This is a genomic window from Hydrotalea sp. AMD, from assembly GCF_004100315.1.
Lineage (GTDB): Bacteria > Bacteroidota > Bacteroidia > Chitinophagales > Chitinophagaceae > Hydrotalea > Hydrotalea flava.
Genome location: NZ_SCKY01000002.1, coordinates 111,091 through 135,385 on the forward strand (window position 1 = coordinate 111,091; position 24,295 = coordinate 135,385).

A 24,295-nucleotide genomic window follows, 5' to 3' on the forward strand; every position below is an offset into this window, starting at 1 on the left:
AACATGAAGTTATTGCAGGATATATTATATAAAGTGCGTTTACAGGAAGTGTATGGCAATACCGATATTGCGATATCCGGTTTATATATTGATTCACGTAAAGTAGAACAAAATTCAGTTTTTATTGCCATAAAGGGCGAAAAGGCAGATGGTCATTTATTCATTGATGCGGCTATTGTTAATGGTGCTATTGCAATTATTGCTGAAGTTTTACCACTGCAATTTGAAAAAAATATTACTTACATTAAAGTAAACAGTACCCATGAAGCCGTGGCTTATATGGCACATAATTTTTATGATTATCCTTCCGAAAAAATGATATTGGTGGGTGTTACAGGTACCAATGGAAAAACAACGGTGGCTACATTGTTGTACAAACTTTTTTCAGGTTTAGGATATTCATGCGGTTTGATTAGTACTGTTCAAAATCAAATCAATCAAAACATTATTCCTGCCACACATACCACACCAGATGCCATCAGCTTGAATGCATTATTGCAAAGAATGGTTACCGAAAATTGTTCGCATGTGTTTATGGAATGCAGCAGCCATGCTATTCATCAACATAGAATAACAGGTCTTCAGTTTAAAGGAGCAATATTTACCAATATTACACTCGATCATTTAGATTACCACAAAACATTTGAAGAATATATCCGGGTTAAAAAAAGCTTTTTTGATAATTTAACAGAAAATGCTTTTGCACTTTCTAATAAAGATGATAAACGTGGTGAAGTAATGTTGCAAAACACCAGAGCTGTAAAATACTATTACAGTTTAAAAGCCTCATCTGATTTTAAAGGAAAAATTTTAGATAATGCTTTAACGGGTTTACAAATGCTTATCAATAAGCAAGAGGTTCATTTCAGGCTTATTGGTGAATTTAATGCATACAATTTATTGGCTGTATATGGTACTGCATTATGTTTAAAAGAAGATTCCGAAAAAACATTAACTGTTCTCAGTGGTATAACCGGAGCAGAGGGAAGGTTTGATTACATTATAAGTAAAAATCAGGTTATAGGAATTGTTGATTATGCGCATACACCAGATGCTTTAGAAAATGTATTAACTACACTGATAAAATTAAAAAAAAATTTTCAGCAAATCATAACTGTAGTGGGTTGCGGTGGTGATAGGGATAAAACCAAAAGACCCATTATGGCGCAGGCTGCATGTGATTTAAGCAATAAGGCCATTTTTACAAGCGACAATCCCAGAAGCGAAAATCCAATGGATATTCTTGCTGATATGGAAAATGGATTGACTACTGCAGCAAAGAAAAAATATGTTGCGATACCCGACAGAAGGCAGGCTATAGAAAAAGCCGTTAAAATGGCAAATACCGGTGATATTATACTTGTAGCAGGAAAGGGTCACGAAAAATATCAGGAAATAAACGGAGTGAAATATCCATTCGATGATAAACAAGTATTGCGGGAAATGTTTGCAAAGTTTGAATGAATTTATAAGTGATAGATAATAATATAAACTATGTTATACGAATTATTTAGCTGGCTTAAACAACACTTCAACATAATGGGGGCAGGTGTATTTCAATACCTCACCTTCAGGGCAGCTATGGCTATATTATTATCGTTAATTATTACTACAGTTTATGGTAAAAGGATAATTATTTTTTTGAAGGATAAACAAATTGGTGAAACGGTGCGTGATTTGGGTTTGGCAGGAGAGCAACAGAAAAAGGGAACTCCTACTATGGGGGGTATAATTATTTTATTGGCGATTATAATTCCAACTTTATTATTTGCGGATTTAAGTAAGGTTTACATACGCCTCATGTTGCTTTGTACAGTATGGCTTGGAATAATTGGTTTTTTAGATGATTATTTTAAAATTAAAGCAAGAAGGCTGGCAGGTAAACGGGGTGAACAATACAAAAAGAAAAACAGTGATGGTTTGGCCGGAGTCAGTAAAATTATTGGGCAGGTTGGCTTGGGTATTATTATTGGCGCCACTTTATATTTTAATAGTAATGTAACGGTTGAACGAGAAATTATTACGAAAGAAGTAAATAAATCGTTGCATCCCGGTGAAATTGTAGCAAGAGGCTCTAATGTTGTTACCAAAAATATTGAAGGCGAGAGCAGAAGATTTGTTGAAGTAAAAACACCCATCACCACCATTCCATTTACCAAAAATCATGAATTTAATTATAGTAAATTAATTAGTTGGATGGGGAACAGAGCCGAGGCTTATACCTGGATTATTTATATATTAATTGTAACATTCATCATTGCTGCTGTTTCGAACGGTGCAAATATAACAGACGGTTTAGATGGACTGGCAGCAGGTGTAAGTGCCATTATTGGTGCAGGATTGGGCATATTCGTTTATGTGAGTGGTAATTTAAAGTTTGCTGAATATTTAAATATCATGTATATCCCCAATTTGGGCGAACTCTCCATTTTTGTTGGTGCATTTGTTGGCGCCTGTATTGGATTTTTATGGTACAATGCATATCCTGCAGAAGTTTTCATGGGCGATACCGGCAGCCTTGCGTTAGGAGGAATTATTGCCTCATTGGCAATTATTGTTCGGAAAGAATTATTGATACCAATATTTTGTGGTGTGTTTTTAATTGAAGAATTAAGTGTAATTATTCAGGTGGCTTATTTTAAATACACCAAGAAAAAGTTTGGCGAAGGCAGGCGAATTTTTCTCATGAGTCCTTTGCATCATCATTATCAGAAAAAAGGTTTTCATGAAAGTAAAATTGCTGTACGATTTTGGATTATAACCATCTTTTGTGTGCTGTTGTCAATTGTAACCTTAAAAATTAGATAGTATCATACCATGCATCCAGATATATTTAAACATATTGATTTTAAAAACCCTGCTAATCGAAAGTTAGTAGTATTAGGTGCTGGCGAAAGTGGTGTTGGTGCTGCTATTCTTGCAAAGCAGAAAGGGTTTTCAGTCTTTGTATCTGATGGTAATACAATTGCTGAAAAATACAAACTCGAGTTGCAACAATTTGGAATTGAGTTTGAAGAGCAATTACATTCAATTCATAAAATAGAGGAAGCAGCTATTGTTGTAAAAAGTCCGGGAATAGCCGATAAAAATGAAATAATAAAAAAAGTTAAACAAAAAGGCATACCCATTATCAGTGAAGTGGAATTGGCATACCGGTATTGTGGCGAAAGCAAGATCATTGCAATAACCGGTAGTAATGGCAAAAGTACTACCACAGCATTAATGTATCATATTCTGGATAAGGCAGGAATGGATTGTGCAATGGTAGGTAATATTGGTATTTCATTTGCGAAACAGGTTGCATTAGCTCCTAAGCAATGGTATGTTGCCGAAATCAGTTCTTTTCAATTAGATGATATTATTGCCTTTAAGCCACATGTTGCTGTACTGCTCAATATTACAGAAGATCATTTAGACAGATATGAATATAATTTTCAAAACTACGTCAACAGTAAGTTTAGGATTATTGAAAATCAAACTACCGATGATTATTTTATTTATTGCGATGATGACGATGTTATTAAAAAAGAATTAAACAAAATTTCAATCACTCATACTAACCCCTTATCATTCTCTATGAAACACGAAATTAAAAACGGAGCTTACCTAAAAGGAGATCAAATGATGTTACGCATTCAGGAAGAACGCGTAAGCATGAGCATTTATGATTTTGCTTTAAAAGGAAAGCATAACACTTACAACACAATGGCTGCATGTATTGCTGCAACAACAGTAGGAATCAGAAAAGAAAAAATTAGAGAGGCGGTGAATGATTTTCAAAGCCTTGCGCATCGAATGGAGTTTGTAGCAACCGTTCGCGGTGTTGAATTTATTAATGATAGTAAGGCAACCAATGTAAACAGTACCTGGTTTGCTTTGGAGAGTATGAACAAGCCTACTATTCTTATACTGGGCGGTATTGATAAAGGAAACGATTATAGCCTGATTACCGACCTGGTGAGAGAAAAGGTAAAAGCAATTGTTTGCATGGGTACCGACAATAAAAAAATTGTTACTGCTTTTAAAAATGTTGTTCCGGTAATCATCGAAACAGCTTCCGCAAAAGATGCAGTAGAACAATCTTTTAAATTAGCAACAAAGGGTGATGTTGTCTTATTAAGCCCTGCCTGTGCCAGCTTCGACCTGTTTAAAAATTTTGAAGACAGGGGTAATCAATTTAAAGTTGCTGTAAAAGATTTATAAAAAATGAGTCAGGCAAATAGCGATACACTTTTTACACAAATATCTTCAATAGAAGGTATGAAGGGACAACTCTTGCAAAAAACAAGAGGTGATAAATACATATGGGGTATCGTTATTTTACTGACTTTAATATCAGTACTTGTGGTATATAGTGCAACCGGTTCACTTGCTTATAAAATGAATAAAGGCAATAATGAGATTTATTTATTTAAGCAACTGGCTTTTATGGTAATGGGTATGCTGATTATTTATTTCTTGCACAGAGTTAATTATACCATTTTTTCAAGAGTAGCAACAATATTGTTTCTGGTTTCCATTCCATTATTGTTATATACTTTATTATTTGGTACCCGAATTAATGATGGAAGCAGATGGATTAGACTGCCCATTATTAACATGACTTTTCAAACCAGTGATTTTGCCAAGCTGGCTTTGTTTATGTATTTATCTAAAATGCTAAGTAAAAAACAACGGGTAATCAAAGATTTTAAAGAAGGGTTTATCCCCATTGTTATTCCGGTTATTCTGGTTTGTGCTTTCATTATGCCTGCTAATTTGTCAAATGCATTATTAACAGGTGCCACTTCTTTATTACTCATGTTTATTGGCCGTGTAAGTATTAAACACATTCTTTTATTATTGATGGTGGCTTCCATTCCGGTTATGATCATTATTACCATTGCTATTACTACTTACAAACCGGTAAAACCCGGCAATAACTATAAAACAGAAAATATAGAAAAACTCAATTCATTTGGTCGGTTATCTACCTGGGTAAAAAGGGTACAGGATTTTATTTATTCCAACAATGCAGAAGTACCTTATCAGGTACAGCAGGCTAAAATTGCCATTGCCAATGGAGGTGTTTTATTGGGATTAGGTCCTGGTAATAGCAGACAACGGAATTATTTGCCGCAGGCTTATAATGATTTTATTTATGCCATCATTATTGAAGAGTATGGCTTGTTAGGAGGCGGGTTTGTTATTTTTATTTACTTACTTTTTTTATTCAGATGTATCAGTATTTTCAGAAGATGCCCTTATGCATTTGGTGCATTTTTAGCGCTGGCACTCAGCTTTACCCTTGTTATACAGGCCATGGCAAATATGGCAGTGAATGTAAATATGGTACCCGTTACCGGCGTTACACTACCCTTAATTAGTATGGGCGGAAGCTCTTTCTTATTTACTTGCGCATCGATAGGTATTATTCTAAGTGTAGCAAGAAATGTTGAACAGTTAGAAGGTAAAACCAATGAAGACGAGAAACAAAATATAGATGAAAAGTTAGTTCAGGTACCATTACAAAACGCTTGATTCTAAATTGTATAATATTATGATACAACAATTAATAACGAATGCTTAAAATTTTGATTGCCGGAGGAGGAACCGGCGGACATATTTTTCCGGCATTGGCCATAGCAAAAGCACTTGAAAAAAAAGCTGCTGTTTCGTTATTGTTTGTTGGTGCGAAGGGAAAAATGGAAATGGAAAAAATACCACAGGCGGGTTATAAAATTAATGGAATTGATATTGCCGGATATAACAGAGCCAATCTCTTTAAAAACTTTTCCTTGCCCTTTAAATTGATTAAAAGTTTTTGGCAAGTGAATCAAATACTGAACAATTTTAAACCTGATGCTGTGATTGGTGTAGGTGGATACTCCAGTTTTCCGGTATTGCGAACAGCACAGCGTAAGGGTATTCCAACATTTATACATGAAAGTAATTCCTTAGCCGGTAAATCTAATCAGCTTCTGGCAAAAAAAGTACAATACGTATTTGTTGCTTTTGAGGACATGCAAAAATATTTTCCTCAAGAAAAAATTATTATTTCAGGTAATCCTGTACGTGAGGAAATAATAAATAACAAAATTTCAAAATATGAATCGCTGGAATATTTTGGGTTATTGAACAACAAAAAAACAATTTTAATTCTGGGTGGAAGCCTTGGTGCCAAAAGTATTAATAATGCAATCGCAAAAAATATTGCATCGTTTTCCGACAATGGATTACAGCTAATTTGGCAAACTGGGCAACATACCTATCAACAATATAAGCATTTGTCAGAAGGAACAAATTCATTTTGTATTCAAGCTTTTATTGAAAAAATGAATATGGCTTATGCTGCTGTCGATGTGGTGGTTTCAAGAGCAGGAGCCCTGTCTGTTGCTGAGTTGTGTGTAGTGAAGAAACCTGTTGTATTTGTACCTTATCCATATGCAGCCGAAGATCATCAAACCGTTAACGCACAATATCTGGTTCAAAAAAATGCTGCACGTTTGGTAAAAGACAATGAGGCTGATACTGGCTTAGTGCCTGCTATTCTTGATTTAATTCAAAATGTGGCGTTGCAGGAAACACTGAGTAAAAATATTGCATCACTGGCTAAGTTGAATGCCGCAGATATGATTGCTGAAAAAATTTTAGAAACGATTCAATGATTGAATTAAAAAACATACAGACTGTTTATTTTATTGGCATTGGCGGCATTGGCATGAGCGCTTTGGCAAGATATTTTCATGCTAAAGGTGCACATGTAAGTGGATACGACAGAACCGAAACCGCATTGACGAAACAATTAGAACTTGAAGGTATTGCTGTACATTATCAAGAAAACACCAAACTTATTCCTGCTGAAACAGATGTGGTGGTATATACACCTGCAATACCTGCAGACAATAAAGAATTAGTGTTTTGTGCCGAAAAAAAATATTTGATTGTAAAACGGAGCGATGTGCTGCAATGGATTACCCTTCATTCTTTTAATATTTGTATTAGTGGTACCCATGGTAAAACTACTACCAGTACCATGATTGCGCACATTCTCAGACATTCAGGCTATGGTTGTAATGCATTTTTAGGTGGTATTTCTACTAACTATCAATCTAATTTCTGGAGCAGTGAAAATAATGTAGTAGTGGTAGAGGCCGATGAATATGATAGAAGCTTTTTAAAACTTTTGCCCAATATTGCTATTGTTACTGCAATTGATCCAGACCATTTAGATATTTATGGTACAGCTGAAGCAGTAGAAGAGGCTTTTATTGCTTTTACCAAAAAAATTAAAAAAGATGGAACTTTAATTTATCATTCTACAATACCATGTGCAGACAAATTAAATAAAACAGTAGTGCACTACAATTATGCTTTATCAACTCCCGACGCCGATGTGCATGCTTCACAAATTCAAATTCAGGAGGGTGGTTATGTATTTACGGTTCAGGCAAAATACTGGCAATTAACATCCGTTCAATTAAATATGGGTGGTTTGCATAATGTTGAAAATGCCCTGGCTGCTATTCTCGTAGCCAAACAATTAGGTATTGCCGACCATTTAATCAAAGAAAGCATAAGCACATTTAAAGGAGTTAAAAGAAGATTTGAATTCATTTTAAAAACAGCTCAACATGTTTTTATAGATGATTATGCACATCATCCTGCTGAATTGGATGCACTCATTCATGGTGTACGCAGTCTTTATCCAAATAAAAAAATGGTCTTGGTTTTTCAACCACACTTATACAGTAGAACAAAAGATTTTGCGGATGCTTTTGCAAAAAGTTTACAAAATGCAGATCAGGTAATTCTACTGCCAATTTATCCGGCACGAGAATTACCCATTCCTGGCGTTGATGCTGCATTGTTGACAGAAAAAATGAATAGTGCGAATGTGTTATTACTATCGAAAGATGAACTAATACATTGGGTAGCAACGAACCGGCCCGAGCTACTGATAACAGCCGGTGCAGGAGATATTGATAAAATGATAGAACCTTTAAAAGAAAAACTAATAGAATAAAAATGGCCGTACTTACTCATATTCGTTTCAAACAATTATTCAGCAGAAAAGGCATTGCCAATCTGTTTTGGATAATTTTTGGTGTGGGTATGATTGTTTTATTGTCAGCTGCCATTAAAAGGCAAAACCAGCAGGTGTGTAGTGGCGTAAGTGTTGAATTAGATAAAAATTTTGAGGATGCTTTTATAGATGAAAAAGATGTTATAGCGTTATTGAATACGAATGGAAAAATTACACAGCATTCGCTCCAAAGTATTTATTTAAAAAGTTTTGAAATGCTGGTTGAAAAGAATGCATGGGTTAAAAATGCAGCCTTGTATTTTGATAATAAAAATATTTTACACGTAAAAATTAAAGAACGAACTCCTGTTGCAATGGTATTGGGTAATAATGAAGATGCATTTTATATAGATAGTGCAGCAATGCGTTTACCACAAAGTGATAAGTTTGCGGTTCGTGTACCGGTGTTTACTGGTTATCCCGGCAGTATGTCAGCTAAAATTTCTAAACCAGATAGTTTGCTGTTACGGCAAATGGTTCGGATGGCATCTTTTATACAAGCCGATAGTTTTTGGATGGCACAAATTGAACAAATCAACATACAATCAAATGCTGAATTTGAACTGGTGCCTATGGTTGGCAGTCATTTAATCAATTTTGGTACAGCTGATAGTCTGGAAAAAAAGTTTAATAATCTTTATGCTTTTTATCAACAGATATTTACCCGTACAAGCATGAATGCTTATAAAACAATTGATCTTCGATTTAACAATCAGGTTGTAGCTGTTAAAAGTGAATATAAAAATAATGGCCTTGATTCTGTAAAAGCCAAACAAGACGCTGCTATATCATGGATGTCTGATACTGCAGTTGTTCAGCATAATTTACCTGTACAAAATAGTGTGAATAAAACGAATAACCTACCTGTAGAAAAAGAGCAGCAAAAGGTGCAAAAACAAATAAATTTTAAACAAAATAAAATAAACAATCACACGTTATCAGATAATCAGAAGTTGGGTTTAAAAACGAATTCAAATAAGAATAAAAAAGCGCCCAAAGCAGTCATGAAAAAACAAAATTAAATATCATCATTTTCAAAGTACCCTATACAAAACAAAATCAGTATGATGCAACAAGATAAGCCAAATATGAATCAATCATCTGTTCAAAACGAAGCAATAGTTGGAATGAACGAGTCGCCAATTATTGTAGGGTTAGATATTGGCACTACCAAAATTGCTGTGATAGCAGGCAGAAAAAATGAGCAAGGTAAATTAGAAATACTCGGTTTTGGAAAAGCCAACAGCAATGGTGTGCATCATGGCCAGGTGCTGAATATTGATCAGGCAATCAAATCTATTCAACAGGCTTTAGAAAATTGTGCCAAAAGTAATCCGGAACTGTTGATTGAAGATGTGTATGTAGGAATTGCCGGTTATCATATTAAAAGTTTACAAACAAGAGGTGATATTGTACGCCAGGATCCTGAAATTGAAATTCAGCAAAAAGAAATTGATCAACTGATTGCCGATCAACGGAAAACTTTTATTCCTGCAGGAGACGAAATTATTGATGTAATTCCTCAGGATTTTAAGGTAGATAACATTCAAAATATAAAAGACCCTGTTGGATACAATGGCGTAAAAGTCGGAGCTAATTTTCATATTATTACCGGCGATAAAAATGCCATCAGAAATATTAACAGAGCGGTATTGAGAAGTGGACTTCATACAAAAGATCTGGTATTGCAGCCTTTGGCCAGTGCCAGTGCAGTAATGAGTGAGATTGATTTAGAAGCCGGAGTTGCTATTTTAGACATTGGTGGTGGAACCAGCGATTTGGCAATTTTTTATGAAGGTATTTTAAAACAAACAGCAGTTATTCCGTTTGGTGGTGAAAATATTACCAACGATATACGGATGGGCCTTGGTGTATTAAAACAACAGGCTGAAGCATTAAAAGTTCAATTCGGTTGTGCTATTGCCGATGAGGCCAAAGCCAATACTTATATTACCATACCGGGATTAAAAGGTTTGCCTGCAAAAGAAATCAGCATGCGTAATCTGGCGCAAATTATACAGGCAAGAATGAGTGAAATTTTAGATTTTGTAACCTACCATATAAAACAGGTTGGTTTAGATAATAATGCTTTAAATGGAGGTATTATTCTTACCGGTGGCGGTTCTCAGTTAACACACTTAATTCAGTTAACCGAATATATTACCGGTTTAAATGCCCGAATTGGTTATCCTAATGAGCATTTGGCACCCAATCATATTGCAGAATTAAAACAGCCCATGTATGCAACCTGCCTGGGGTTAATTCTGAAAGGTTATAATGATTACGAATCAAAATCCAAAGATTTTTCAAAACAATTTAAATATATTCAGGTGCCACATCAGTTAAAAGAGCAAACCAAAATTATAGAAACGCCAATGGTTCAACCAACTGAAAAAATTGGAACTGCTCCCAAATTGAATGCACGTTTTTGGGATAAGTTTAAAAATGGCATCATTGAATTGTTTAAAGAAGAAGAAGATCAAATTATAAGATAAATTTTTTACCACTATCCTGTAAATACCGTTTATTCTACTTACTAACTATTAAACCGTACGTTATGATTCATTTCGATTTGCCCAAACAAAAATCATCCATCATCAAAGTGCTTGGTGTTGGTGGTGGAGGTAGTAATGCCGTAAACTTCATGCATGAACAAAACATTGAAGGTGTAGATTTTATTATATGTAATACCGATGCCAAAGCGCTTGAACAAAGTAAAGTACCCAATAAAATTCAACTAGGCCCACATTTAACACAGGGTCTTGGTGCAGGTGCGAATCCTGAAGTTGGAAAAAAAGCAACAGAAGAATCGTTGCAGGAAATTAAAAGTATTTTAGAAGTAAATACCAAAATGGCATTTATAACGGCCGGTATGGGTGGAGGAACCGGAACAGGAGGTGGCCCCATTGTTGCCCAAATATGTAAAGAATTAGGTATTTTAACCGTTGGTATTGTAACCACTCCTTTTGGTTTTGAAGGCCCACGAAGAATGGCTCAAGCGGAAGAAGGTATTATGCAATTAAAACCATACGTAGACACATTGCTTGTAATTAGCAATGATAAATTACGGATGCAATATGGAAATTTAAAAATGAAAGAAGCATTTAGTAAAGCTGATAATGTGTTGGCAACTGCTGCTAAATGTATTACAGATATTATTAATAGCCGCGGCCATATTATTGTTGACTTTGCAGATGTTTGCACTGTTATGAAAAATGGAGGCGTTGCTATTTTAGGAAAAGCTGAGGTAGAAGGTGAAGACCGGGCACAAAGAGCGATTGAAGAAGCATTAAACTCGCCTTTATTAAATGACAATGATATTAAAGGCGCCAAATGGATTTTAATCAACATCAATAGCGCGGAAGGAGATCATGAATGCACGATGGATGAAATTGAAGTGATTAATAATTACTTGCGCCTGCAGGCAGGAGAAAATACAGATGTTATTGTCGGAATGGGTTATGATAATACTTTGGATAAAAAAATTGGTATTACCATGATTGCAACCGGATTTGAGCATAAAAATCCATTTGAAAAACAAGCTGCTCCTAAAATGGAAGCACCCAAACCTGAAAAAATTGTAATGACGCTGGGTTTGGATGAACATCAGTATACAGATGTGCAACCGGCTTCAAATACTACTGATGCAAATGATAAAGCTATTGCAGATCCATTTGCACCACATATTAAAAATGAACCGGAAAATAATACTGCTGAATTTTCCTTGTATACTCCTGTGGAAAGAGAAGCTGTGTTAGATATGCGTGAAACTGAGATTTTGCAATTTGAATTGAGTACTGAAATAACAGCTCCTGTAACTCCTCAGCAGGAAGTAAAAATGGAGGCAGAACTGCCTAGTGCCATTGAGGAAAATATTGCAGGCATGAAATTAACAGAGAAAGCTGAATCACCTTCTATTCTCTCTAAACCTTTTAAGATTTATGCAGAACCGGAAATACCGGAAGTTACCGGCAATAGTTTACCGGTTCAGCCTGCTGAAATAAAAGAAGAAACTAAAAAAGAAGAATTACCACTTCAGTTTTATACCAATGAAAAGAAAGAAGAACCTGAAGTAAAACACCATTACCACGAACGTACACAGGTTGAGCAGCCTTCTTTGTTTCAATACAATAGTGATTTGGATGAGGCAGAAGAACAACGTCGCAGGGCTACTGAGCGCTTACATCGGTTAAGAAATTTATCTTATAACATGAATTCTAATGATCCGAATAATGAATTTGATACAGTGCCTGCTTATGTGCGCCGTAAAATGGAATTATTTGGAAATAACCAATTGGCATCAGTAGAAAACTTTTATAGTAAAATAACAGTTGAAAAAGATGAAAAGAACAAAACTCAGATTTCTAGTCTGAATAGTTTTTTAGATGGTAAAAAACCTGATTAATTTTTAGGTTTAGTTGGTAGAATAAAAAATAACCCTTCGTTTCGTAGCGAAGGGTTTATTTTTGATAACAATTGATATATTTCTTGTTTAAATAAAAACTTTATTCATTCAATTACTATTGTAAATCATTTTTATGAAAACTGTCGTTATAACAGGTGGCACAGGAATGGTAGGAAAACATTTAACTGCTATGTTGCTAAACAATGGTTATCAGGTAATTGTGCTGAGTAGAAATCCGCCTGGAAATAGTCATCACAAGGCACTTTCCTATGCAAAGTGGGATGTAGAAAATCAGTTGATTGATGTTGAAGCGCTGGCTTCAGCAGATGCCATTGTGCATTTGGCCGGTGCGGGTGTTGCAGATAAACGCTGGTCGGCTAAAAGAAAATTAGCAATACAGGAAAGCAGAATCAAAAGCAGTGCACTGCTTGTTGATTCATTGCAAACTATGAATAATTTTAAAGTAAAAACAATTGTAAGTGCATCTGCCATTGGATGGTATGGTCCGGATAACGATGAAAGCAAAATAAACGGCTTTATTGAAAGTACACCTCCAGCAAAGGATTTTTTAGGAGAAACTTGTAGGCTTTGGGAAGAAAGCATTACACCTGTTTCAAACTTAGGAATACGATTGGTTAAATATAGAATTGGTATTGTTTTAAGTAATGCCGGCGGGGCACTTCAGGCATTTAGACAACCATTACGGGGGGGGATTGCTACCATATTAGGATCCGGGAACCAAATGATAAGCTGGATTCATATTGACGATTTATGCCGGCTTTTTATGAATGCCCTCGAAAATAATCAGCTCAATGGCGTTTATAATGCTGTAGCCAATCAACCAGTTACTAACAGAAAATTGACACTGACATTAGCCAAAATTCAACGTGGAAAATGGTTTATACCCGTTTATGTTCCATCATTCCTTTTAAAAATAATAATGGGCGAAATGAGTATTGAAGTACTGAAAAGCACTACCGTTAACAATACCAAAATAAGAACAGCAGGGTTTACATTTTTATATCCGGAAATTGAGCATGCCTTACAACAATTGAAAGCTTCGGAATAATAACATTTATAAATCTGCCTTCCTAAAAGTTTTATAACAAAGCCACCAGATAAAGCCTGTAAAAATTAGTGTATACAAGATATGCAAATTAATATCTGATAAACTTTGTAAATAGGCCTGATTGGATGCTTCATCAATTTTTCCTAAAAAGTTTGGTCTGGGTACCAATCTGTTTGATAATTCAAACGGTAAATAGGCATTAATGGGTATGCTTTTGAAACTGAAATAGGCTTTCATTATATTTTCAATAACGAGCATATAAAAAAAGAAAATGCCCAACGCAATAAATGCTTTTCTAATAATAAATCCTGTAAAAAATGCAATACTGAGTTGTGCAAATGTCATTAAGAAAAAAAGTGGAATAAAATACAGCTCCTCACTCCATCTGTGTTGACCCACCGCATCAGAATAATAAAATCCTAAAAATGCAGCTACCAAAGTATACATTACCGTAACAAGTACAGCTACAATCAATACATCTAAAAGTTTAGCAGTAATAAATTCATCCCGGATCCATCCGTCAATAATATTTTGCCGGTGCGTTTTATATTGATACTCGTTGGTGATGAGCATAATAATTAAAATAGCAGGTACCAGCAAAAACCAGGAAGAAAAGTAAGCAACAGAATGCCAGGCATCGGGAAAAGCAAAAGGATTACCTAATAAAAATCTTGCAGCATTACCGGCCATATCTTTTCTGGAGGTAATATTTTCGTATACGTTGTGGAATAGTAGATTGATAGCCGGATAAGTAAAAGTTACAATGCCCAGCATCCACCAGAATGCAGGATATTTTTTTATTTTCAGCCATTCTATTTGTAATAGTTGTTTCATGATGCAGTATAAATATTTTTAAAATATAATTTTAATTTCCTGTTAATTCAAAGAATTTTTCTTCCAAGCTTTTTTTCTTTACTTCCAAATGCGATAAAATAACACCTTTGTTGTAACAATGGGCATTAATATCCTCCGGTAGAATAGCGTTTGCGGAACAGTGCATTTGACAAAAATCTTTTTCTTCTGTTAAATGCGTATATCCTGGGATGGATAATAAAACCTGCTTTAATTGGTTGAGATCTCTTGAACGAAGAATGATAACATCTTCATTACTCAAAATTTCTTTTACCGGCCCGTTTACCAATAAATTGCCCTGTTTTAAAATGCAGAAATGGGTACAAACCTTTTCTACCTCATCTAACAAATGGCTGGCCATAATAATTGTTTTTCCCTGTTGGCCCAATTCTTTTATCAATGTTCTTATTTCTGCTATTCCAACCGGGTCTAAACCATTCGTGGGCTCATCTAAAACCAATACCTCCGGATTGCCTAATAATGCTGCTGCAATGGCCAACCGTTGTTTCATACCCAAACTGTATGTGCTGAATTTATCGTTCTTTCTGCTTTGTAACCGAACAGTTTCTAATACAGCATCAATATCTGTTTTATTACCCCGGCTACTGATGGCTTGTGTAATTTTTAAATTATCATATGCAGATAAATAATTATAAAAATTGGGCGTTTCCAATAAGGTGCCAATTCTTTTTCTGTAATGCTTGTTGGTGCTATTGTTGAACCAACTATAATGTCCACTGTCTGCTTTTAACACATCCAATAAAATACTGAGGGTAGTGGTTTTGCCACTTCCATTGGGTCCCAATATACCAAAAATAGCTTCTTTCGGAACCTCAAAAGTCAGACTGTTCAATGCTTTAACAGGCCCGTAGCTTTTAGAAATATTATCGGTGGTGAGAATTTTTTCCATACTGTAATTTGAAGTAATATACTATTTATTTTCATTTAAAAAATTATACTTTGCCTGTAGCATTCTGTTTTTGCCCTGCAAATCTTTTCTTAAAAAAGTTGTATAGCCCAATACCTGTAATTCCTTTTCAGTTTCAAGTGCCATATTTTCATTCACTTCCAAAAAAAGCAAACCATTCGGGTTTAAATGGCTTTTTGAAAATTGGGCTATTGTTTTATAAAATAGCAATGGATCATTATCCGGCACAAACAAGGCTTCATGTGGTTCAAATTCAACCACTTGTTTTGCCATTGATTTTTTTTCTAACCATCCAATATAGGGTGGATTACTGATAATAAAATCATACCTATCCAATAATGACCAGTTGTAGGTATTTAAAATATCAATTGTTTTAAAATTAATATTAGTTTGATGTGTTACTGCATTCTGCTTAGCAACTGATAAAGCTTTTTCACTAATGTCAACACCGATTACATTGAAATCGGGGCGTTGATGTTTTATAGTAATGGGTATACAACCACTTCCACAGCCAATGTCTAAAACTGAAACAGGAAGTTCTATATTCTTTGCTTCTTGCAGCAACCATGCAACCAGTTCTTCTGTTTCTGGCCTTGGAATTAATACAGATTCATTTACAAAAAATGGCAAACCAAAAAACCAGGCTTTTTTCAGTACATATTGAACCGGTTTATATTGTGCCAGCTCATCTGAATATTGTTTCAATATAGCCTTTTGTACCTGATTCAGTGTTATTTCCGGATGCACGATCCGGTTAATTTTATTGAAACCGGTTATTGCTTCAATGACCATATCGGCAATGTTTGCAGCTTCTCTGTCATTGTACAATTCAAACAAAGCCAATAGTAGTTGTTGATATGCAGTTTTTATAGTCATACTGCAAAATAGCACCAATTCAGCTACTTTTGTAAAATTGGCAGGTGTAATATGGAAAGAGATCAGTTTTATATGCAACGTTGTATTCAATTGGCAAAAATGGCTGTTGGGTACACCCAACCTAACCCAATGGTGGGTGCTGTTTTGGTATATGATGACAGAATAATTGGAGAGGGGTATCATCAACAATTTGGTGGCCCGCATGCAGAAGTGAATTGCATGAATAGCGTTTCTGATGCGAACCGGCAACTCATTTCAAAATCTACTTTATATGTTTCATTGGAGCCCTGTGCACATTTTGGTAAAACACCACCATGTAGTTTGCTGATTTTACAGCATAAAATACCGCGGGTAGTTATTGGTACTCTTGATCCTTTTGAGGCAGTAAACGGTAAGGGTATTGATCAATTAAAAGCAGCAGGGGTTGAAGTAGTTACCGGTCTTCTGGAAAAGGAGTGTAAAGAATTAAATAAACGATTTTTTACGTTTCATACAAAAAAAAGACCCTATATTATTTTAAAATGGGCACAAACCGCCGATGCGTTTATTGCGAATCATTCAACAGAACGTTTGTTCATAACAAACGCTTATACCAACCGACTGGTACACAAATGGCGGAGTGAGGAGGCAGCCATTTTTATTGGAAAAAATACAGCTTTACAGGATAATCCACTTTTAAACAATCGGTATTGGCCTAATGGTGCGCAACCTCTGCGAATGGTGATTGATGCCGATTGTGAGCTTCCTGAGCGCTTACATATTTTATCAGATGGAAATCCTACCCTTGTTTGGAATCGAAAAATAAACCGTACAACAGGAAGTGTTGAATACATACAATGGAAGCATTCAATATCAGCAATCCCTGCTATTGTGCAATCTTGTTATGAAAAAAACATTCAAAGCATTTTGGTCGAAGGGGGTACAACTTTGTTGCAGTGTTTTATTGATGCCGGTTTATGGGATGATGCAAGGGTAATTACCAATACAACAATGTGGATGAACCGTGGCTTACCCGCACCCAAATTACATGGAGCGCAATTACAATGTTCAGAAAATTTACAAAACGATTTTATTCAATATTTTATTCCTGCTGAATATGAATGAAACACCTGATTTTTTCTTCACCATTCAACAACCAGCATTTGCAGAATATAAAGACAGAGGCAGTAAATTTCTGGCTTATGCTTATCCCTTAACTTCAAAAGATCAGGTAAAACAATATTTGTCTGATTTAAAAAAAGAACATCCCAAAGCAGTGCATCATTGTTTTGCTTACCGGTTGGGAATGGATAAAACAGATTTTAGAGTGAGTGATGATGGCGAACCTTCCGGAACTGCCGGAAGACCAATTCTTGGGCAAATAGACAGCAGGCAGTTAATCAATGTATTAATTATTGTGGTTCGATATTTTGGCGGCACTTTATTAGGCGTTCCAGGATTGATCAATGCATACAAATCTGCAGCAGCGCTTGTTTTGCAAATGGTTCCGGTGGTTCAATGCCCTGTAGCCTTGTTGTATGATTTGCATTTCAATTATACCGCAATGAATGATATAATGATGATAATTAAACAATACAATTGTTCTATTACTTATCAGGATACGCAGTTGTTTTGTTATATGAAAATTGGAATACCCAAGTCAAGATTGAATGAAGTTTTATTTAAACTAAATGATTTACGATCAGTTGAAATAAAAGCGTTATAGTTACAATTTATTGGTAATGCGGTACACAGCAAATCCAATCATTTCCTTGAATAGTTCCTGCCAGTTATAGAAGTTACAAAAATTTGGAATGATAAAATCATACCAATTATTTTTTCGGTTGGGTAAAACGTTGTAATGAACGGGGTAGGGTATTACAGGAATACCTGCTTTCTGAAAAACAGCAAATGCACGGCGCATATGTTCTGCAGATGTTATTAATAAAAAGGGTGGTTTAAGATGATCGGCTTCTATCAGTTTTTTGGTATACAATGCGTTTTCGTAAGTATTGCGTGATTGGTTTTCTACCAAAATATCATTTTCAGGAACAGCAGCTTTCAAAAACTGTTGTTGCAAAAATTTGGCTTCTTTATCAACGGTATCCAACAACAATCCTGCACCTCCACTTACAATAATTTTGTGAATGGCGCCAACGCTATACAACTGCAAAGCGGCAGTGTACCTTTCGGCTGCACCATTAAAAAAGCCTTCATGGTTTTTATTAAAACTAATTAATCCACCCAATACTATGGCTGCCTCGCCATGCTGATTAAATGGAGCAGGATTGGTTTGCCATCGGCTTTCTGCACTGTTGTACAAATAAGTATTACTGAATAAAATGAAAAGGCCAATACCCAATATTTTAAAGACTTTTTTTACTTTTTTTGACTCTGAAAAATAATATGCTATCCCAAAAATAACACACCAGGTAAGGGGCGAAAGTAAAAAGAACAATAGTTTGGAAAGCACAAAAAACATGATGCAGATAGTTGAAACTTAAAAAAGAAAAATTGCCGTTGTGGTAAATTTAAGTGATTGATCTCAGGTTAGATGCACTGTAATATTTAATGCCTGAATCGGTTACTTACAATCAATTCCTTATTGCCGGCAGTATAAGTATAAAATCCTTCTCCGGATTTTACGCCTAATTTTCCTGCAGTAACCATGTTGATCAATAACGGACAGGGTGCATACTTTGGATTACCCAGCCCTTTATGCAGCACCTCTAAAATACTGAGGCAAACATCTAACCCAATAAAATCGGCCAGTTGAAGTGCCCCCATTGGATGGGCCATACCCAATTTCATGATGGTATCAATGGCTTCAACACCAGCAACGCCTTCATATAAACTGTAAATGGCTTCATTTATCATCGGCATTAAAATTCTGTTGGCAATAAAGCCTGGATAATCATTCACAACACATGGTATTTTTCCTAATTGTGTACTCAACGCAATAATGGTATTACTAACATCAGGAAGCGTATCATACCCATTAATAATTTCAACTAATTTCATTACCGGTACCGGATTCATAAAATGCATTCCAATTACCTGCTGTGGCCTTTTGGTTACCGAAGCAATTTTTGTAATGGAAATGGATGATGTATTTGAAGCCAGAATGGCATTGGCAGGTGCAAAGGCATCTAATTGTTTAAACAATTGTAATTTAATGTCTATATTTTCGGTAGCTGCTTCAACAACAAGGGCTGCCTGTTGTACCCCTTTTTCTATCGTATTATGTGTAACAATATTTTGGAGCGTTTCAATTTTTTTTTCTTCTGTAAGAATACCTTTTCCAACTTGCCGGTCTAAGTTTTTTGCAATGGTAGCCATTGCTTTGTCTAATTGAGGTTGGTGTACATCAATTAAAGCAACTTTAAATCCATTTTGTGCAAATACATGTGCAATGCCATTGCCCATAGTGCCAGCACCAATTATTGAAACATATTCCATAAATAAATTATTTAACTAAAATAAATTGTTACAATAGTTAACTAATATCCACTGGAGGAAGATGACTTTTTGCTTTTAAAATCACCTCTTTTCCAGGCTTTAATAAAATCGGCCCATGCCAGAGGGTTAAAAATATTTTGTGGAGGTAACTGACCTTGGTAGTAGTATCGGTTAGCCTGTTGCCTTAATTGATAATTTACTGCTTCACGGCCATCGGCAGGTAAAGCAGCTAACAGAGCCCTGCGTTTCGATTCGTCGGTATTTTGCCGTGCAATTTCATATTGATCATCGGGAATTTGTGTATTCACAAAATCTCTTTCAAATTGTTCGCGGGTAGGCCTGGGTTTTAAAATAGCAGCAGGCAAATAGTTGGTATCACTAACTAATAATACAATTAAACTATATTGGTTATCAGATAAATGTGTGGGAATTTCGTAAGTTTTATCTTTATAACCTACTGATGAGAATGTAATTTTATCGCCCTTTAAAACAGCAATGGAGAAGATACCATCATAATTGGTAATAGTACCCCTGCCTTTGCCATCCACAATAACACTGGTAGATGGAATGGCCTTTAAACTATCAGAAGTCATTACCACACCATATAACTGAATCACAGAATCTCTTGGTGCTTTACTGATTTGTGCCTGAAGTTTTGGCACAAACAGAAATAAAACAATGGCAGGCAAAAAATATTGTAGAATTTGTTTCATTTGTTGATTTATAAAATCATGTTTTGCTACTTTCTGTAAACTGAATTGCAATTTAGGGTAAAATCTCTGTCTATTCAATTCATGTGCATACCAATCGTATGGCACAAAAATAGGGTGTTGTACACAATGAGAACAAAGGTTTTCTATAAATGTTGATTACTGCTAATTTCGTAACAAAGTAAGGGGGATGGGGATTAACTTTGCGAAAATTTACATTTTTTAACAAAAACTTGCGTGATGACAGAAGCTGATATTTTAAAAGCACTCAGTAATGTACAGGACCCCGATCTGGGTAAAGATCTTGTTACATTGAAAATGGTAAAAGATATTGTTATCGATGATAATGAAGTTAGCTTCACTATTGTTTTAACCACTCCGGCTTGTCCGTTGAAAGAAACAATTGGAAAAGCCAGTGAAAATGCCATTCATACACTGGTCAATAAAAATGCAAAAGTGAATATCAATTTTACTGCCCAAACTACCACCAACAGAAAAGATGCTCTTCAACTATTGACCGGAGTAAAAAATATTATTGCAGTGGTAAGCGGAAAAGGCGGAGTTGGAAAAAGTACCGTTGCTGCAAATCTGGCATTGGCATTGGCTGAGGGTGGTGCGCATGTAGGTTTAATGGATGCCGATATTTATGGGCCCAGTGTACCTATTATGTTTGGTGTAAGAGGTCAACGCCCCATGATGCGCGAAATAAATGGGAAAGGGGTCATTGTTCCTTTGGAAAAATATCAAATTAAATTAATGAGCATTGGGTTGCTGGTAGATGAAAAAAATGCGGTGGTATGGCGCGGCCCAATGGCCAGCAGTGCCATAAAACAGTTTGTAACAGAAGTTGACTGGGGTGAATTGGATTATCTGGTTATAGATATGCCCCCCGGTACCGGCGATATTCATTTAACGCTGATGCAAACAGTACCTGTAACGGGAGTGATAATTGTAACAACACCGCAACCCGTGGCATTGGCAGATGCCAAGAAAGGAATTGCCATGTTTGGACAGGCACAAATTAATGTTCCAATTATCGGGTTGGTTGAAAATATGGCGTATTTTACGCCTGCCGAATTGCCTGAAAATAAATATTATCTCTTTGGAAAAGAAGGAGGCAGAAAATTAGCTGAAGAGTATGAGTTGCCGTTTTTGGGGCAAATTCCCATTGTGCAAAGCATACGTGAGGGGGGAGACACCGGTGTTCCTGCAATGGTGGGGGGTGATGTTATTTCGCAGGAAGCATTTAGAACTATTACCAATATTGCGGTAAGGAATATTGCCATGCGGAATGCGAATATGATCAATACCCAACCGGTAGCCGTTCCATCTTAAAAAAAGGATAGCCTGGAAAACGGATAGGCTCTGTTTCAATTTATTACGAACCGGGCATTGGAAATGGACATCGGTTGAATCCCCAAATTGCGAACATGTATCATTTGCCACATTTCAAAGCCAATTATCCCAACGATGTATTTGCATTTATGCAGGCACATCCTTTCATTACTTTATGTGGATGTTCGCCTGAGGGCTGGCCTGTGGCAACACATATTCCTGTACTGATTGAAAAAAGAAGTGAAACTATTTTTCTTACAGGTCATGTTATGCGCAATCAATTACATACACTGGCTTATGAAGCAAATAACAAGGTATTGGCAATTTTTCAGGGGCCGGAAAGTTATGTTAGCGCAGCTTGGTACAGCCCGCCCGCAGTGGCCAGTACCTGGAATTATATGGCGGTACATGCATCAGGAATCATCGGGTTTTTAGATGATGCAGGATTGTATCAATTATTAGTACGGCAAACCCGTTATTTTGAAGGTACAGCAAACAGTACTGCAGATGTTGAAAAGATGCCCGCTGATTATGTAAAAGAAAACATGAAAGCTATTGTAGCTTTTGAAATAGAAGTTACACAATGCAACCATGTGTTTAAACTCAGTCAGAATAAAGATGAAGAAAGTTTTCAGTCTGTTGTGGGGCATTTAAAAACCGGTAATGCAACACAACAGGCTTTGGCCAATGAAATGTTGAAAATAAAAATTCAATCAGCCAAATGAAAAAATATAGTATTTTATTTTTATTGATGATATCTTGTACCACTGCTAAAATACAACAAGCCACCCAACCCGGTTTTTTTGATAAAGAAGGCCATAGGGGTTGCAGGGGGTTGATGCCTGAAAATACAATTCCTGCATTTTTAAAAGCAATTGAGTTAGGGGTAACTACACTTGAAATGGATGCAGTGACTACGAAAGATAGTCAGGTACTAATTAGTCACGATCCTTATATTAATCAAGAATTTTCTTTACATCATGATGGAACACCGGTAACAGCTGCAGAAGAAAAAACTTTGAATATTTATCAGATGACGTATGCTGAAACACAGCAATATGATGTGGGTACGAAATTTTATCCGCGATTTCCCAATCAGCAAAAAATTGCGGTACATAAGCCCAAACTTAGTGTAGTGATTGATACAGTAGAAGCCTATACCCATTTACACCATTTACCACTGGTTCAATACAACATTGAAACAAAAAGTACCGATTCTACCGACGGTATTTTCCATCCTGATCCTGCCACTTTTGTTCGTTTAATTATGAATATAGTTGAAGCGAAAGGTATTGCTTCAAGAGTTATTATTCAATCATTTGATATCAGAACATTGCAATACCTGCATCAGCATTATCCTGCAATTAAAACTGCTTTATTGGTAGAACCCCCAATGCAATTGAATTTTGCGGCACAGTTAAAGCAACTCGGATTTATCCCTGCCATTTATTCGCCCGATTATAGTATGGTTACGCCTTTACTGGTAAAACAATGCCGGGATTTGGGTATTGCATTAATACCCTGGACGGTGGATGATTTTTCAACCATGCAGCGTTTAAAAAAGATGGGTGTAAACGGCTTAATCAGCGATTATCCTGATTTGTATAAAAAATTAAAGTGAGTTACCGCTAACAAGAATAGACGGAACTAATATTTCTTTGAATGTTTTATCACCATGCAAACATTCCATCATTCTTTTGAAAGCATATTTTCCTAATTTTTTCCCACTGGTTTCAATGTATGTGATATTGGGTTGAAATAAAGTAGGAATAAATCCATTACTGATGCTGATAACAGCAGTTTGTTCAGGAATTTTTATTTTTTTTTCATATAATGCCTGCATGGCACCCATTAAAATTTGATCGCCCATACAAAAAATAGCATCGGGTATGTTTTTGGAATTTAAAAAGTGTAAGGTTTCTTTTTTAGCAGCTTTTGTTTGATCAGGAAACCGGCAATTTACAATTGCAGCAGGAGCAAATGTTTGAAAAGTATGTGTGAATGCTTCCAATCTTTTTTCTGTGATAGATAGGTTCGGATAACCAAATAAAGCCAGAACATTTTTTTTCTGATGCTCAATAAGTGCATGTGCAGCTATGGTTGCACTTTCTGTATCTGCCAAACAAATTTTATTACAGTTTTCATGATGCGGAACCCTATCAATATACACCACCGGTATGTCCTGTTCTTCTAATTTTTCAAATGCTGATATGTCGTTATTTTCTTTAGTAACCGATACAAATAATCCCGAAACCCTGTTTTTTTTTAACAATTTTAAATTGTTTTGTTCCACTTCACTGCTTTCGCCCGATTGCATAATTAATAAAGAATAGCCGGCCTTTCTTGCTTCTTCTTCAACAGATGCAATAAAGGTATCATAAAAAAAATTTGTAATAGTAGGTATCATAATACCCAGTACGTTGCTAACGTTGGTTCGCAATTGAATGGCATATGCATTAGGTTCATATTCTAAAGATGCTGCCAATTCTCTTACTTTTTGTTTGGTTTTTTCGGCAATATCCGGATGATTTTTTAACGCTCTGGAAACGGTAGAAATACTCATGTTTAATATTTGAGCCAATTGCTTTAAAGTGCTGGTTTGTTGCATTGCGTATAT

General features: G+C 35.7%; 22 protein-coding genes. 15 read left to right on the forward strand and 7 right to left on the reverse strand.

All coding sequences use genetic code 11. The features are described from left to right. Positions 1-3: 3 nt before the first annotated feature. From EO766_RS02215 to EO766_RS02260, 10 genes are all read left to right on the forward strand, one after another. Complete coding sequence (locus EO766_RS02215; RefSeq protein WP_074417868.1) at positions 4-1,464, forward strand: UDP-N-acetylmuramoyl-L-alanyl-D-glutamate--2,6-diaminopimelate ligase; 1,461 nt, start codon at positions 4-6, stop codon at positions 1,462-1,464. Between the two features lie 30 nt (positions 1,465-1,494). Beyond that, positions 1,495-2,808, forward strand: a complete 1,314-nt coding sequence (mraY, locus tag EO766_RS02220; RefSeq protein WP_074417867.1) for a phospho-N-acetylmuramoyl-pentapeptide-transferase — start codon at positions 1,495-1,497, stop codon at positions 2,806-2,808. Positions 2,809-2,817: 9 nt separating this feature from the next. Next, a complete protein-coding gene (murD, locus tag EO766_RS02225; protein WP_074417866.1) occupies positions 2,818-4,203 on the forward strand; it encodes a UDP-N-acetylmuramoyl-L-alanine--D-glutamate ligase in 1,386 nt (461 codons plus the stop codon). A gap of 3 nt (positions 4,204-4,206) precedes the next feature. Continuing rightward, on the forward strand, positions 4,207-5,520 hold the full coding sequence (locus EO766_RS02230) for an FtsW/RodA/SpoVE family cell cycle protein (protein WP_081299039.1): 1,314 nt from the start codon (positions 4,207-4,209) through the stop codon (positions 5,518-5,520). 41 nt (positions 5,521-5,561) lie between these two features. Continuing rightward, the gene (gene murG / locus EO766_RS02235) at positions 5,562-6,647 is read left to right on the forward strand and encodes an undecaprenyldiphospho-muramoylpentapeptide beta-N-acetylglucosaminyltransferase (RefSeq protein WP_074417865.1); all 1,086 of its coding nucleotides are present in this window, start codon (positions 5,562-5,564) and stop codon (positions 6,645-6,647) included. Next, the gene (gene murC, locus EO766_RS02240) at positions 6,644-8,005 is read left to right on the forward strand and encodes a UDP-N-acetylmuramate--L-alanine ligase (protein WP_074420708.1); all 1,362 of its coding nucleotides are present in this window, start codon (positions 6,644-6,646) and stop codon (positions 8,003-8,005) included. The genes murG and murC overlap by 4 nt, the downstream gene beginning before the upstream one ends. A 2-nt stretch (positions 8,006-8,007) precedes the next feature. After that, on the forward strand, positions 8,008-9,087 hold the full coding sequence (locus tag EO766_RS02245; protein ID WP_074420709.1) for a cell division protein FtsQ/DivIB: 1,080 nt from the start codon (positions 8,008-8,010) through the stop codon (positions 9,085-9,087). A 42-nt stretch (positions 9,088-9,129) separates the two neighbouring features. After that, on the forward strand, positions 9,130-10,560 hold the full coding sequence (gene ftsA, locus EO766_RS02250; protein ID WP_228733101.1) for a cell division protein FtsA: 1,431 nt from the start codon (positions 9,130-9,132) through the stop codon (positions 10,558-10,560). Between the two features lie 62 nt (positions 10,561-10,622). Continuing rightward, positions 10,623-12,470: a cell division protein FtsZ gene (ftsZ, locus tag EO766_RS02255; RefSeq protein ID WP_074420710.1), complete on the forward strand. Its 1,848-nt coding sequence runs from the start codon at positions 10,623-10,625 to the stop codon at positions 12,468-12,470. A gap of 133 nt (positions 12,471-12,603) precedes the next feature. Then, positions 12,604-13,539 carry a TIGR01777 family oxidoreductase gene (locus tag EO766_RS02260; RefSeq protein ID WP_074420711.1) on the forward strand — a complete coding sequence of 312 codons (936 nt, stop codon included), beginning with the start codon at positions 12,604-12,606 and terminating at the stop codon, positions 13,537-13,539. A gap of 6 nt (positions 13,540-13,545) precedes the next feature. Here the strand turns inward: EO766_RS02260 and EO766_RS02265 are convergent, their stop codons facing one another. Genes EO766_RS02265 through prmC form a run of 3 tightly spaced genes read right to left on the reverse strand, consistent with a single transcriptional unit; the run spans position 13,546 to position 16,195 of the window. Beyond that, the gene (locus tag EO766_RS02265) at positions 13,546-14,373 is read right to left on the reverse strand and encodes a DUF2705 family protein (RefSeq protein WP_074419697.1); all 828 of its coding nucleotides are present in this window, start codon (positions 14,371-14,373) and stop codon (positions 13,546-13,548) included. 31 nt (positions 14,374-14,404) lie between these two features. Continuing rightward, a complete protein-coding gene (locus tag EO766_RS02270) occupies positions 14,405-15,301 on the reverse strand; it encodes an ABC transporter ATP-binding protein (protein ID WP_074420712.1) in 897 nt (298 codons plus the stop codon). A gap of 21 nt (positions 15,302-15,322) precedes the next feature. After that, complete coding sequence (gene prmC / locus EO766_RS02275; RefSeq protein WP_074418376.1) at positions 15,323-16,195, reverse strand: peptide chain release factor N(5)-glutamine methyltransferase; 873 nt, start codon at positions 16,193-16,195, stop codon at positions 15,323-15,325. Positions 16,196-16,246: 51 nt separating this feature from the next. On the opposite strand from prmC, the gene ribD reads away from it, so the two are divergent. Both ribD and EO766_RS02285 read left to right on the forward strand, forming a co-directional pair. Continuing rightward, a complete protein-coding gene (gene ribD, locus EO766_RS02280) occupies positions 16,247-17,299 on the forward strand; it encodes a bifunctional diaminohydroxyphosphoribosylaminopyrimidine deaminase/5-amino-6-(5-phosphoribosylamino)uracil reductase RibD (protein ID WP_074418375.1) in 1,053 nt (350 codons plus the stop codon). Then, positions 17,292-17,900, forward strand: coding sequence for an IMPACT family protein (locus tag EO766_RS02285; protein WP_074420298.1), 609 nt, complete (start codon positions 17,292-17,294; stop codon positions 17,898-17,900). Before ribD ends, EO766_RS02285 begins: the two co-directional genes overlap by 8 nt. Here EO766_RS02285 and EO766_RS02290 read toward each other — a convergent pair whose 3' ends face one another. From EO766_RS02290 to EO766_RS02300, 3 genes are all read right to left on the reverse strand, one after another. Beyond that, complete coding sequence (locus tag EO766_RS02290; protein ID WP_074418373.1) at positions 17,901-18,656, reverse strand: YdcF family protein; 756 nt, start codon at positions 18,654-18,656, stop codon at positions 17,901-17,903. It abuts the gene before it with no gap. A gap of 86 nt (positions 18,657-18,742) precedes the next feature. Then, positions 18,743-19,633: a 3-hydroxyacyl-CoA dehydrogenase family protein gene (locus EO766_RS02295; RefSeq protein ID WP_074418372.1), complete on the reverse strand. Its 891-nt coding sequence runs from the start codon at positions 19,631-19,633 to the stop codon at positions 18,743-18,745. A 41-nt stretch (positions 19,634-19,674) separates the two neighbouring features. After that, positions 19,675-20,346: a carboxypeptidase-like regulatory domain-containing protein gene (locus tag EO766_RS02300; RefSeq protein ID WP_074420300.1), complete on the reverse strand. Its 672-nt coding sequence runs from the start codon at positions 20,344-20,346 to the stop codon at positions 19,675-19,677. 237 nt (positions 20,347-20,583) lie between these two features. Here EO766_RS02300 and EO766_RS02305 point away from each other — a divergent pair, with 237 nt between their 5' ends. From EO766_RS02305 to EO766_RS02315, 3 genes are all read left to right on the forward strand, one after another. Continuing rightward, positions 20,584-21,678, forward strand: coding sequence for an Mrp/NBP35 family ATP-binding protein (locus tag EO766_RS02305; protein WP_074420297.1), 1,095 nt, complete (start codon positions 20,584-20,586; stop codon positions 21,676-21,678). Between the two features lie 95 nt (positions 21,679-21,773). Further along, positions 21,774-22,403, forward strand: coding sequence for an FMN-binding negative transcriptional regulator (locus tag EO766_RS02310; protein WP_074420296.1), 630 nt, complete (start codon positions 21,774-21,776; stop codon positions 22,401-22,403). Then, positions 22,400-23,299 (forward strand): glycerophosphodiester phosphodiesterase family protein, encoded by a 900-nt coding sequence (locus tag EO766_RS02315; RefSeq protein WP_074418369.1) that lies wholly within the window; start codon positions 22,400-22,402, stop codon positions 23,297-23,299. The genes EO766_RS02310 and EO766_RS02315 overlap by 4 nt, the downstream gene beginning before the upstream one ends. Here the strand turns inward: EO766_RS02315 and EO766_RS02320 are convergent. Further along, the gene (locus EO766_RS02320) at positions 23,291-24,286 is read right to left on the reverse strand and encodes a LacI family DNA-binding transcriptional regulator (RefSeq protein WP_074418368.1); all 996 of its coding nucleotides are present in this window, start codon (positions 24,284-24,286) and stop codon (positions 23,291-23,293) included. The two genes, EO766_RS02315 and EO766_RS02320, sit on opposite strands and share 9 nt — an antisense overlap. Positions 24,287-24,295 lie beyond the last annotated feature (9 nt).